Origin of the sequence: Dactylosporangium sp. CS-047395, from assembly GCF_050942185.1 — a bacterium.
In the GTDB taxonomy this organism is placed as follows: domain Bacteria; phylum Actinomycetota; class Actinomycetes; order Mycobacteriales; family Micromonosporaceae; genus Dactylosporangium.
Window position 1 is genome coordinate 604420 of sequence record NZ_CP192015.1, and the last position, 11875, is coordinate 616294.

Sequence of the window (11875 nt, forward strand, 5' to 3'; positions counted from 1 at the left end):
CCTCAGCCGCGCCAGAGGGTCAGCATCATGGCCTCTACGGCGATCTTCGGCTTGACGTTGGCCTCGATGGCGACCCGGCACTCCAACACCGCCTCCAAGCGGCGCAACGTGCTCTCCGGGGCCCACTTCTCCGCGGCAGTGTTGGCCAGCTCGTCGATGTCCCCATGCACCGGCGCCACGTCGGCCTTGAAGGAGTGCGCGATCACGTCGCGATAAAAACCGGCCAGGTCGACCAGCGCGCGATCCAGTGAATCCCGCTGGGCCCGGGTCGCGCGGGACTTCTGCCGGCGCTCCAGGTCCTTCAGCTGGCCGGCCGAGCCGCGGGCCGCGCCCGCGGCGCCCTTGCCCGTGCCACCCGCGCCCAGGGCGGTTTCCAGCGCCGAGCGCTCCTTGGCGTCGAGCTCGGCCACCGAGGCTGCCGCTTCCGCTTCCGCCGCCTCGATCAGCGAGCTGGCCGCGTCGAAGGCGGCTCCGATCCCGGTCAGCCGGCGGGGTACGGCCAGCACGGCATCGCGCCGGCTGCGGGCCTGTGGGTCGCGGGCCAGCCGGCGTGCGCGGCCCACGTGGCCCTGGGCGGCCGCGGCGGCCCAGGCGGCGGTTTCGGCGTCGATGCCGTCGCGGCGGTGCAGGACGTCGGCGATGGCGTCGGCGGGGGGCTGGCGGAGCGGTACTACGCGGCATCGCGAGCGGATCGTCACCGAGATGTCGTCGGGGTGGGTGCTCGGGGTGCACAGCAGGAACACGGTCCGCGGTGGGGGCTCCTCGACGGCCTTGAGCAGCGCGTTGCCGGCCGCCTCGGTCAGCCGGTCGGCGTCCTCGACCAGCAGCACCTGCCAGCGGCCCTGGGTCGGCGAGCTGGCGGCTCGCAGCACGAGGGCCCGCATCTCGCCGACGGCGATCGACAGGCCCTCCGGCACCACGAACCGCACGTCGGCGTGTGTGCCGGTCAGCGCCGTGTGGCAGGCCTGGCACGTGCCGCAGCCGCCGTTGGGGCACTGCAGCGCGGCCGCGAACGTACGCGCGGCCACCGACCGCCCCGAGCCCGGCGGTCCGGTGAACAGCCACGCGTGCGTCATCGCCTGCTGCCCGGCCACGTCCGGCGACTCGCCGCGCACGATCGCGTCCGCCGCCTGCACGGCCCGCGACAGCGTCGCCACCGCGTCCGGCTGGCCGACCAGCTCGTCGAAGATCGGCGGCGTCATACCCGCGAGCCCTTGCCGGAGGGGGCATCGGCATCGGCATCGGCGTCGGCGTCGCCGGTGAGGGTGGTGGCCACCTCGGCCGCGTCGTGCAGCACCGTCTCGATCGAGGACTCGTCCTCCGGGATCAGGTGCCGCACCCGCTGCAGGATGCCCTCGGCCAGGGCGTCGATGCCGTTGGTGGCGTCCAGGACCAGGTAGCGGCTGGGGTCCGCGGAGGCCAGGTCGAGGAATGCGTAGCGGACCCGCTCGTGGAAGGCCAGCGACTCGGCCTCCAGGCGGTCGGTCTCGCCGCGCTTGCCGGCCCGGGCCAGGCCGACCGTCGGGTCGAGGTCGAGCAGGACCACGAGGTCGGGCTTCAGGCCGCCGGTGGCCCACTTCGACAGCCAGGACACCTCGTCGACCGGCAGGGTGCGGCCGGCGCCCTGGTAGGCCAGCGAGGAGTCGACGTAGCGGTCGCTGATGACCACCGCGCCGCGGGTGAGGGCCGGGCGGACCACCGAGGCCACGTGGTGGGCGCGGTCGGCCGCGTAGAGCAGGGCCTCGGCCCGGGGCGTCACCACGTCGCCGCCGTCGGACGGCTTGTCGAGCACCAGGCGGCGGATCTGCGAGCCGACCGGGGTGGCGCCCGGCTCGTGGGTCGTCACGACCTCGCGGCCGATCGCGCGCAGGGCCTCGGCGAGCCGGTTGACCTGGGTCGACTTGCCCGCGCCCTCGCCGCCCTCGAACACGATGAACAGGCCGTGGGCGGCCCGCGGGTCGGCCGCGCTGAGCGGGCGGCCGCGGATCGAGCCGAGCAGGTCGGCCAGGATCGGTACGCCCCGCTTGTCGTCCATCTGCCGCAGGGCGAACAGGCCGGCGAAGACGCCCAGCACGCCGGCGATCGCGAGCAGCGGCCGGGTGCTGGAGACGTCGAACTCGTAGAAGCCCAGGTTGATGGTGCGGGTGCCGCCGAGGCCGACGATGACGCTGGAGAGCGAGATCGTCAGCATGAGCACCACGCGGGTGCCCATCTGCACGAAGGCGAAGGCCCGGCCGCGCATGTCGTCGGCCACCTCGCCGCCCAGCAGCGTGGTGCCGGACAGGAACGCCATGCCCGCCCCGACGCCGACCAGCAGCGCGCCGCCGACGGCGATGGCGAGGTGGGTGGCCAGGGCCAGGATGAGCACCGAGCCGGCCGCCAGGATGATCGACAGGCCGAACCAGCGGCGCCGGGACAGCGCGCCGACGAGCTTCGGCCCGGCCGCGATGCCGACCCCCAGGCCGAGGAAGAGCACCGCGAAGAGCAGGGCGAACGCGGCCGTGCCGGCGCCCAGCGAGACCGCGTAGAACTTGGCCGTGCCGACCACCACGCCGCCGCCGGCGAAGGCGCCGAAGATGCCCAGCACCAGGCCGCGCACCAGCGGGGTCTTGCTGACGAAGGCCCAGCCCTGGGTGAACTCGCGGAGCATGCCGGGCTTGTGCTCGACCCCGGCCGTACGCCGGCCGCTGATCTCCCGGATGCCGAAGAACACGGTCGCCGCGGTGGCCAGGAACGTCAGCGCGTTGAACCACAGCGCCACGTTGCTCGGCTGCACGCCGGCGGGCGCGTCCCGGCCGAAGACCGCGGTCACCAGCTGCTGCAGGCCGATGAGGACGAGGGCGGCGGCGACCGGGGTGACACCGTAGGTCGTGGCCAGGGTCAGCTGGTTGGCCGTCTCCAGCCGCGCGCGGGGCAGCAGGTTGGGCACCGCCGCCTCCTTGGCCGGCGTCCAGATCATCGCGACCGTCTCGATCACGAACGTGGCGATCGCGGTCCAGGTGATGACCAGCGCGGCATCGTGCGTGATCAGCGCCGCGGCCGGGATGGAGGCGAAGAACAGGAAGCGCAGCAGGTCGCAGACGACCATCGTGTAGCGCCGGTCGAAGCGGTCGGCGAAGACTCCCGCCACCGGCCCGAGGATCAGCGCGGGCAGCAGCCGCACCGCGATGACCGAGCCGAACGCCACGCCCTGGGCGGCCTCGTTGGACACCTGCGCGGCGGCGAACGTCGAGGCGGCGAGCAGGCCGAGCCAGTCACCGAGGGAGGACAGCCCGAGCACCGCCCACAACCGGCGGAAGGGCCGGATGCGCAGGACGGCCTGAAGTTCCCCGAATCCGGAGAGATCGCTGCTGGCGATGACGACACCCCCTAAAATCTCCGGCCCTCACGCTACAGCCCACCCCTGACAATTCTCGCGGCGCGCCAGCGGATGCGAGGTTCTTTCATATTCGAATCGCACCGGTTACCTTGAGGCGTGTCCGATCTCAGGGCCCGCTACGACCGGGCCACCGCCGATCTCGATCCGCCGTTCGCGATCGTCGACCTGGACGCCTTCGACGCGAACAGTAAAGCCTTGGTCGCAAGGGCGGCCGGCAAGCCGCTGCGCGCGCCGAGCAAGTCGATCCGCGTCCGCGCCCTGATCGAGCGGACCCTGGCGCAGCCGGGCTGGCACGGCATCATGGCGTTCACCCTTCCGGAGGCCATCTGGCTGGCCGAGCAGGGCACGGCGGACGACATCCTGGTCGCGTACCCCACCGCCGACCGCGCCGCCCTGCGCCGCCTGGCCACCGACGAGCAGCTGGCCGCCAAGATCACCATCATGGTCGACAGCGTCGGGCAGCTCGACCTGGTGCCGCAGAGCGACCTGCTGAAAAGGGTCTGCATCGACCTCGACGCCTCGTGGCGCCCGCTGTCCAAGGTCCACATCGGCGTCCGCCGCTCGCCGATCCACAGCGTCAAGCAGGCCGGCGAGCTGGCCGCCGCCATCGCCAAGAGGCCGGGATTCCGGCTGGTCGGGCTGATGTCGTACGAGGCCCAGATCGCCGGCCTCGGTGACGCCCCGCCCGGGCGCCCGGTCCGCGGCGCGCTCATCCGGGCGATCCAGGCCCGCTCGATGCCGGAGCTGCTGGCCCGCCGGGCCGCCGTCGTCGCCGAGGTGCGCCGCCACGCCGACCTGGAGTTCGTCAACGGCGGCGGGACCGGCAGCGTCGCCGCGACGGCCGCCGACCCCTCGGTGACCGAGGTCGCCGCCGGTTCCGGGCTCTTCGGACCTTGGCTTTTCGACGGGTACCGCACCTGGCGCCCCCAACCCGCCGCCCTCTTCGCCATGTCCGTGGTCCGCCGCCCCGACGCGCACACCGCGACCGTGCTCGGCGGCGGCTGGATCGCCTCGGGCGAGACCTCCCCGACCCGCCAGCCGCTGCCCTGGCTGCCGGAGGGCCTCAAGCTGATCGGCACCGAGGGCGCCGGCGAGGTGCAGACCCCGCTGGTCGGCCCGGGCGCGTCCGGCCTGCGCGTCGGCGAACGCGTGTACTTCCGCCACTCCAAGGCCGGCGAGCTGTGTGAGCACGTGAACGAGGTACACCTGGTGCAGGGCGACCGGATCGTGGACGTCGTCCCCACGTATCGCGGCGAGGGCCACGCCTTCCTGTGACGCGCTGGCGCGAGGCGATGGAGGCCGCCCTCTACGGCCCGGCGGGCTTCTTCGTGCACCAGAGGCCGGCGGACCACTTCCGGACCAGCGTCCACGCCTCGCCCTTGTTCGCCGGTGCGATCGCCACCCTGCTCGGCCGCCTCGACGAGGCCCTGGAGCAACCGGAGCGCCTCGACCTCGTCGACGTCGGCGCCGGCCGCGGTGAGCTGCTGGTCGGCATCCTGGCCGCGCTGCCGGAAGGGATTCGCCGCCGCGTCCGCGCGACCGGGGTGGAGCGGGCGCCCCGGCCGGGTGATCTGCCGCCCACGATCGAGTGGTCCGCGAGCCCGCCTCCGCGCACGGTCGGCCTGCTGATGGCGACCGAGTGGCTCGACAACGTCCCGCTGGAGATCGTCGAGGTCGATTTTCAGAGCCGGATTTGGTACCTCACGAGCCTCCTCACCCCCACCGACGAGCCCTTGCACCCGGGCGACGCCGCCTGGCTGGACCGCTGGTGGCCGCTGGACGGCGCGCCGCCCGGGGCCCGCGCCGAGATCGGCCGCGCGCGCGACGAGGCCTGGGCGGCCGCGGCGGCCACGGTCGAGCGCGGCCTCGCGCTGGCCGTCGACTACGGCCACTTCGCCGCCGACCGGCCGCCGTTCGGCACGCTGACCGGGTACCGCGACGGGCGCCAGGTCGAACCGCTCGCCGACGGCAACCGCGACCTGACCGCCCATGTGGCGCTGGACTCGCTCGGCGACCCGGTCATGACCCAGCGGGAGGCGCTGCGGCTGCTGGGAGTCGACGGCGCCCGCCCGCCGCTGGCCCTGGCGAGCACCGATCCGGCCGGATATGTGCGCGCACTTGCCCGCGCCTCGGCGGCGGCGGAGCTCACCGACCCGTCGGGCCTCGGGGGTCACTATTGGGTCATGCGCTGGGTATGACTCGCGGTCATACCAGCGGTACACTCGAAGGCATGACGACGAAGGTGACTCTCTCCTTTTCCGACCAGACCATCGCCGACGCCCGCCACTGGGCCGAGCGCGACGGGGTGTCGCTCAGCGCGTGGATCGACCGCGCCACCCAGGAGCGCGCCCTGCGGGAGATCTTCACGGCCCACGCCGAGGCGGTCCGCCGCGCCAAGATCGATCTCGACGCGTCCGCACTCGCCGACGAGGAGGAGATCGCGCTCGTCCACGCCGAGCTATACCGTGGACGCCGTGCGTCGCGGTGAAGTGTGGCTCATCAAGGGTGCCCGGGAGCGGTACGGTCTGATCGTCAGCTCCGACGTGTTCAACAGCACCGACGTCCCGGTGGTGATCGTGGCGGAGGTGACGGACGCCGAGGAGCTGCGGGACTCGCCGCTCGCGGTGGAGCTCGACGAGCTCGTCGTCATGCCCGACCGGCTGTCCTCGCCGCTGAAACGGTGGTTCGTGGAGCGGGTCGCGGTCGCCGACACCAGCACCATGCACAACGTCTCGCGCGCGCTGCGCATCCTGCAGGATCTCTGAGGTGTACCTCTAGAGTGACGACATGACGTCCGAGGTGACGGTCGGCACGGGTGCCGGCCTCGACACCGCCGACATGGTGCTCAACATCGGCCCGCAGCACCCGTCGACCCACGGCGTGCTGCGCCTGCGGCTGGTGCTCGACGGCGAGCGGGTGCTCAGCGCCGAGCCGATCATCGGGTACATGCACCGCGGCGCCGAGAAGCTCTTCGAGGTGCGCGACTACCGCCAGATCATCATGCTGGCGAACCGGCACGACTGGTTGTCGGCCTTCTGCAACGAGCTCGGCGTGGTGCTGGCCGTCGAGCGTCTGATGGGCATCGAGGTCCCCGAGCGGGCGGTGTGGCTGCGCACCGCGCTGGCCGAACTCAACCGGGTGCTCAATCACCTCATGTTCCTCGGCTCGTACCCGCTGGAGATCGGCGCCATCACGCCCGTCTTCTACGCGTTCCGCGAGCGCGAGACCATCCAGGCGGTGCTCGAAGAGGCGAGCGGCGGGCGGATGCACTACATGTACAACCGCGTCGGTGGCTTGAAAGAAGAAGTGCCGGCCGGCTGGACGGGGCGCGCCCGCACCGCGATCGACCAGGTGCGCAGGCGCATGCCCGACCTCGACAAGCTGATCCGCAACAACGAGATCTTCCGCGCCCGAACGGTCGGCGTCGGCGTCCTCACCGCCGCCCAGGCCGCCGCGTTCGGCGCGTCCGGCCCGGTCGCCCGCGCCTCCGGCCTCGACCTCGACCTGCGCCGCGACGAGCCCTACCTTGCCTACGGCGAGCTCCAGGTGCCCGTGGTGACCCGCACGGCCGGCGACTGCCACGCGCGCTTCGAGGTGCTCCTGGACCAGGTGTACGTCTCGCTCGACCTGGCCCAGCAGTGCCTGGACCGCGTCGACCAGCTCACCGGCCCGGTCAACGTCCGCCTGCCGAAGGTGGTCAAGGCGCCGGAGGGCCACACGTACGCGTGGACCGAGAACCCCCTCGGCATCAACGGCTACTACCTGGTCTCCCGCGGCGAGAAGACGCCATGGCGCCTGAAGCTGCGGACCGCCTCCTACGCCAACGTCCAGGCCCTCTCCACCCTGCTCCCCGGCACCCTGGTCCCCGACCTCATCGCCATCCTGGGATCGATGTTCTTCGTCGTCGGCGACATCGACAAGTAGCTTCCGCTCCGGAGTTATCCACAGGGCGGGGTTCGGTCTTCCTTGGGCGCGGAGGGGTGCCGTACGGTCGGTGCGGGGAGGTCGGATGGGGCGGGAGATCGACGAGACTTGGATCGAGGAGGCGGTCGAGCGCTACCGCCGAATCGAGGCCCTGCAGGCCAAGTTCGACAAGGCGGTTCAGACCGTCGAGGTGACCGTACGCTCGGCCGACGGGCTGGTCGAAGTTCTGGTCGCCGCGGACGGGACGATCCGCGACGTGCACATCAACGGGCCGCTGCAGAACAGGACGAACGAGTCCGTGTCGCGGGCGCTCCGGGAGGCGGTGACTGCTGCCGGGGATGCTGCGGCTTGGGCGCGGAAGAAGCTTCAGGCCGAGACCTTCGGCGATTACCGCGAACTGCAATGACGACCGGCGCTGCACAGCACCGACCCACCGCACCACGGGTCGAGTCGCACCGGTTCACCGCATCGCCGGGTTGGTCACGGGGTGAGCCGAACCGTTCCAGCGCGCCACGGGCCGAGCCGGATCGACGGATCGCGCCACAGATCGAGCCGGACCGTTCTACCTCGTCGCGGGTTGAGTCGGGCTGGGCTGCCGGACTGCGGGTTGGGCCGCATCGCTGCACCACGCCACCAGTCGGGTCGGGCCAACCCAACGCGCTGACGGTCGAGCTGGACCGGACCACCGCACTGCGGGTCGAGCTGGAGCGATCCGTCGTGCTGTCGAGTGGGGTGCCTGGACCCGCCGCGCTGTGGCATCGGCCGCGCCGACTCGCCGGGTTGCGGGGCCGACTGGCGGCGATGCGGGCCACGCCGGTTCGGTCGATCGGGCCGCGACTTCGGTGCGGCCGGCTCACCGTGCTGCGGGTCCGGTCTGCCCGGCGGGTCGTGTCTGCCCGGCGCGTCGTGTCTGATCGGTGCGGCTTGGTGCGTGGCCGCGGCGATTCGGCGTGTGTGACGGCTCAAACGGCGGTGGCGGGGGACTGAGATGCGGCTCGAGGAACTAGCGCGGCGGCTCGATGCGGTCGCCGATGAGCTCGCCGGTGCGGGCACCACCATGAACGTCGTCGATCCGGGCGCGCGGGTGTTCGGGGCGGACTCCGATGGGGCGCTCGGGCAGGCCGGCCGTGACCTGTATCGGCTGCTCGCCATCGCACTCGCCGAGCGGGGGAGCGAAGCCGTGGCCCATGGCGGGCGCCTGGCGGAGATGGCCGATGCGGTGCGGAAGGCGGCCGCCGGGTATCGCGGGGCCGAAGAAGGGCGGCCGTGATGGTCACCGATGCGCTCGAACGGCTCGCCGAGCCCGGGGACGATCTCCTGCGAAGGGTCGGAACCTTACTCTCCGGCGGGGGAGTGCCGCCCGCCGCCGTCGAGCTGGTGCGGCGGGTCGGGGCGCTGCCGGCCGAGGTGCTGGAGTACGCGCTCAAGCTTGATGTCGATGCCCTTCGCGCCGCCGCCGTAGAGGTCAGGGTGTTGCGGGATCAGTTCCGAGGGCAGGCCGCGAGGCTCGGGGCCGATGTCGGTGACACCGTCTGGGAAGGCGCGGGAGCCGAGGCGTTCCGGGTCGCCTGGAACGGGCTCAACCAACACCTCGAGAGCATGGTCGAACGGCTCGATGCCACTGCCGGGTATGCGGACGGGGTGGCGGCCTGGGCTGCGGGGTTCCGGCACGAGGTGGCCGAGGCCGTTGCCCGGGTCATCTCCTCTGCCGAGGCCGTCGTCGTCGTGACCTCCGGTGGGGTGCCGGCCGTACAAGCGGCTGGGAAGATCGCCGAGCGGGTGCTGCGGACCGCGGCCGAAGGGCTGGACGCGGCCGAGGACCTCCGGCGGCGCTGGGAACCGCGGGTCGGGCGGTTGGAGTGGCAGCTGCTCGCGGTACAAGAGGGGGCGGTTATCCCTGGCGTCACGCGCGTCGAACTTTAGGCGTGCTCAAGAGCCAGGCGGGTGCTGAACGCGAGCAGGATGCCGCCCGTCGCGGCGTCCAGGGTGCGGCGGACGCGGCGGTTGGCGAAGAAGCGGCGGGCCCGGTTCAGCAGGGCCACGATGAGTTGTAGGTAGAGCAGCGAGAGGAGGGCGTGGCTCAGGGCGTACGCCAGGAGGGTGAGCGGTGGCGAGGCCGGGCCGAGGAACTGGGGAAGGACGGCCAGGTAGAAGACCAGGACCTTCGGGTTCGTGATGTTCGACAGGAAGCCCTGGCGGAAGCCGGTCAACGCGGCGCGGGAGTCGGGCGCCGCCGAGAGCTGGGCCGGGTACGCGCCTTGGTAGCAGGAGCGGAACGAGTCGAAGGCCAGGTAGAGCAGGTACCCGATGCCGGCCCACTTCACGGCCAGGAACAGCGGCTCGACGCGGACGATGACGGCGCCCAGGCCGGCCACGGCGGCCGCGCCCTGCAGGACGTTCGACGCGCTCACGCCGACCGAGGCCCATGCGCCCCGGAGCCGGCCGCCCATCAGGGTGTTCTTGACGACGATCGTGAAGTCGGCGCCGGGGATGAGGACGAGGATCGCGGCGAAGATCAGGAACTGCAGGTACGAGCTCATCGGATCACGATCGGGTCGTCGATCAGGTGGACGTCCATCGGGCGGCCGGGCTCGAACCACGGCGCGTCGAGCGGGGCGTCCGGATTGGCGTGCCAGTGCCGGCCCGTGCGCCGGACGCCGAGCGGGTAGATGGTGAGCGATCCGTCGCGCTGGAAATGCAGGCGCAGGAAGCCTTTGTAGCCCGTGATGCCCTGGCCGGCGAACAGCTCGTTGAGGTTCACGTCGAACTTGGCCGCGATGAGCAGGTACAGCGCGAACAGTTCGCCGGCGGCGACGGCGGACAGCGGGAGGTACAAGACGATGGAAATCAACAGCGGGAACGGCCAGGCGAGGTCGACGAACGGCAGGTTGAGCCACGCCCAGGTGCCCAGCGTGGCCAGGCCGACGAACGCCAGGCCGTGCAGCAGGCCCAGCAGCCAGTGCCGCGGCCTTCGCTGGCCGGCCGAGCGGGGCATCGCGAGCATGCACGTGCCCAGGAGGTCGATGATCACCATGAGCACGGCCGGCACGGTGACCAGGCGCTGCTCGACGCCCGACACCACGCGGTCGGCCGCGTTGACGAACGACAGCATGGTGAGCAGCTGCAACAGGCCGAGAAGACCCAGGAACACAGGATTTCGCCACGGTACGCGCCAAAAGACGCCCAACGCGAGCCCGCGCGACTGGGCCTTGGTCGGGAACGTCTGCTTGAGCTGGTAGGAGCGCGACGGCGAGGCGTTGCGGACCAGCGAGCGGACCGGCGGCACCGCGATCTTGTCCGGCAGCTCGTGGGTCGGGTAGAGGTACGCACCGCCGCCGCCCGAGGTGATCAGCTCGCGGCCGGGGCGGGAGTAGCGGGCGTAGTGGTGCAGGTCGCCGGAGATCATCGCGCGCACCTCGGCGCCCGTGGGGTCGATGATCGTGCGGATGAAGTAGTCGAGGCTGTCGTACGCCTTGCGGTCGTCCGTCGCCTCCACCCAGCTCGGCGACGGCGGGCAGATGATGACCTTGTCGCCGGGGCCCAGGCGGGCCGCGACCGCGCGGAAGTACCGCAGCTGCGGGTCGTCGATGTAGGCGCCCGCCTGCACGTCCAGCCCCAGAATCCACCAGCGGTTGGGCAGCTGGATCGCGAAGTAGGAGCGCGACTGCCGGGTCCGCCACCCGCCGACCGAGCCCTCGTCGCTGCGGACGAAGAGCCGCAGAAAGGCGGTGAGTCCGTCGTACCAGTCGTGGTTGCCCGGCACCGCGTACATCCTCGGCTGCGGACCCTCGGCCGGCGCCTCGGGCAGCGCCGCGCGGAACGGGCCCTTGAAGCGGTCCTCGTACTGCTGCCCGCTCGCCGTCGGATAGACCTGATCGCCGCCGAGGACCAGCACCTCACCCCGCGGCAGCTCGTGGCCGTCGACGCTCAGGCTCGGCTGGGCCAGCAGGTAGGCCACCGAGTAGGTGGCGTTGAACCCGTCGCCGGTGTCGGCCGCGTAGTCCAGCCACAGCTCGCCGTCGTCCGGCCATTCCGTGTCGTCGGTGAGCTCGCCGGCGAAACCGGGCCCCTCCCGGAGGATGCGCGGGGAGAGCGCGTCCTGCAGCTCGCGCTTGTCGAGGTACGCCCCGAACAGGTCGGCCAGCACCACCCGCACCGCCGTCCCACTCAGCAGCACCGGGCTCAGCCACGGCACCCCCCGCCGCGGGGTGAACCCCATCTGCTCCGGGTCCAGCGCGGTCGGCCGCCCGCCGGGCGGCGCGGGCAGGGCCTCGTCGTCCTCCTGGGGCAGCGGCAGCAGCGGTTCGCCCGGGTCGGCGCTCAGCTCACCAGGCGCGGGCGGCATATCGTCGGGCATCACGCGCGGGACGTTACCCGGCTAACGACCAAGGGGGAAACCCCTCGCGCGACGCCCGGGGGCGTGCCGTACACTTGGGAACCGTTGCCGCCTTAGCTCAGTCGGCAGAGCGATTCACTCGTAATGAATAGGTCAACGGTTCGATTCCGTTAGGCGGCTCCACCGGCTTGACCAGCCACGACGATGGCCCGGGAGGTTCTCCCGGGCCATCGTCG

Annotated in this window: 12 protein-coding genes and 1 tRNA gene; 9 read left to right on the top strand and 4 right to left on the bottom strand. The window is 72.0% G+C overall.

Annotated features, from left to right (window positions below; genetic code table 11):
- Positions 1-2: 2 nt before the first annotated feature.
- Together ACQP00_RS02775 and tmk are read right to left on the bottom strand one after the other, a co-directional pair.
- Entirely contained in the window at positions 3-1202 is a 1200-nt protein-coding gene (locus ACQP00_RS02775) for a DNA polymerase III subunit delta' (RefSeq protein ID WP_433213838.1), read from the bottom strand.
- Positions 1199-3376: a dTMP kinase gene (tmk, locus tag ACQP00_RS02780; protein WP_433223652.1), complete on the bottom strand. Its 2178-nt coding sequence runs from the start codon at positions 3374-3376 to the stop codon at positions 1199-1201. The genes ACQP00_RS02775 and tmk overlap by 4 nt, the downstream gene beginning before the upstream one ends.
- 99 nt (positions 3377-3475) lie before the next feature.
- Here tmk and ACQP00_RS02785 point away from each other — a divergent pair, with 99 nt between their 5' ends.
- The 8 genes from ACQP00_RS02785 (at position 3476) to ACQP00_RS02820 (ending at position 9226) form a co-directional block, all read left to right on the top strand.
- Positions 3476-4654, top strand: coding sequence for an amino acid deaminase/aldolase (locus tag ACQP00_RS02785; RefSeq protein ID WP_433213841.1), 1179 nt, complete (start codon positions 3476-3478; stop codon positions 4652-4654).
- Positions 4655-4671: 17 nt separating this feature from the next.
- Positions 4672-5577, top strand: a complete 906-nt coding sequence (locus ACQP00_RS02790) for an SAM-dependent methyltransferase (protein ID WP_433223654.1) — start codon at positions 4672-4674, stop codon at positions 5575-5577.
- A 32-nt stretch (positions 5578-5609) separates the two neighbouring features.
- Positions 5610-5867 carry a DUF6364 family protein gene (locus ACQP00_RS02795; RefSeq protein ID WP_433213843.1) on the top strand — a complete coding sequence of 86 codons (258 nt, stop codon included), beginning with the start codon at positions 5610-5612 and terminating at the stop codon, positions 5865-5867.
- Positions 5845-6144, top strand: coding sequence for a type II toxin-antitoxin system PemK/MazF family toxin (locus ACQP00_RS02800; RefSeq protein WP_433055690.1), 300 nt, complete (start codon positions 5845-5847; stop codon positions 6142-6144). Before ACQP00_RS02795 ends, ACQP00_RS02800 begins: the two co-directional genes overlap by 23 nt.
- Before the next feature lie 22 nt (positions 6145-6166).
- Positions 6167-7303: an NADH-quinone oxidoreductase subunit D gene (locus ACQP00_RS02805; protein ID WP_433213845.1), complete on the top strand. Its 1137-nt coding sequence runs from the start codon at positions 6167-6169 to the stop codon at positions 7301-7303.
- A gap of 85 nt (positions 7304-7388) precedes the next feature.
- Positions 7389-7709, top strand: a complete 321-nt coding sequence (locus tag ACQP00_RS02810) for a YbaB/EbfC family nucleoid-associated protein (protein WP_433213848.1) — start codon at positions 7389-7391, stop codon at positions 7707-7709.
- Positions 7710-8291: 582 nt separating this feature from the next.
- Entirely contained in the window at positions 8292-8573 is a 282-nt protein-coding gene (locus tag ACQP00_RS02815) for a hypothetical protein (protein WP_433213850.1), read from the top strand.
- Positions 8573-9226: a WXG100 family type VII secretion target gene (locus ACQP00_RS02820; protein WP_433223656.1), complete on the top strand. Its 654-nt coding sequence runs from the start codon at positions 8573-8575 to the stop codon at positions 9224-9226. Before ACQP00_RS02815 ends, ACQP00_RS02820 begins: the two co-directional genes overlap by 1 nt.
- On the opposite strand, the gene ACQP00_RS02825 is transcribed toward ACQP00_RS02820, so the two are convergent.
- Both ACQP00_RS02825 and ACQP00_RS02830 read right to left on the bottom strand, forming a co-directional pair.
- Complete coding sequence (locus tag ACQP00_RS02825; protein ID WP_433213853.1) at positions 9223-9843, bottom strand: LysE family translocator; 621 nt, start codon at positions 9841-9843, stop codon at positions 9223-9225. The genes ACQP00_RS02820 and ACQP00_RS02825 overlap by 4 nt on opposite strands.
- Positions 9840-11660 carry a metallophosphoesterase family protein gene (locus ACQP00_RS02830; RefSeq protein ID WP_433223658.1) on the bottom strand — a complete coding sequence of 607 codons (1821 nt, stop codon included), beginning with the start codon at positions 11658-11660 and terminating at the stop codon, positions 9840-9842. Before ACQP00_RS02830 ends, ACQP00_RS02825 begins: the two co-directional genes overlap by 4 nt.
- An 86-nt stretch (positions 11661-11746) precedes the next feature.
- Between ACQP00_RS02830 and ACQP00_RS02835 the strand changes: the two genes are divergently transcribed.
- A tRNA-Thr gene (locus tag ACQP00_RS02835) sits at positions 11747-11822 on the top strand.
- Positions 11823-11875 lie beyond the last annotated feature (53 nt).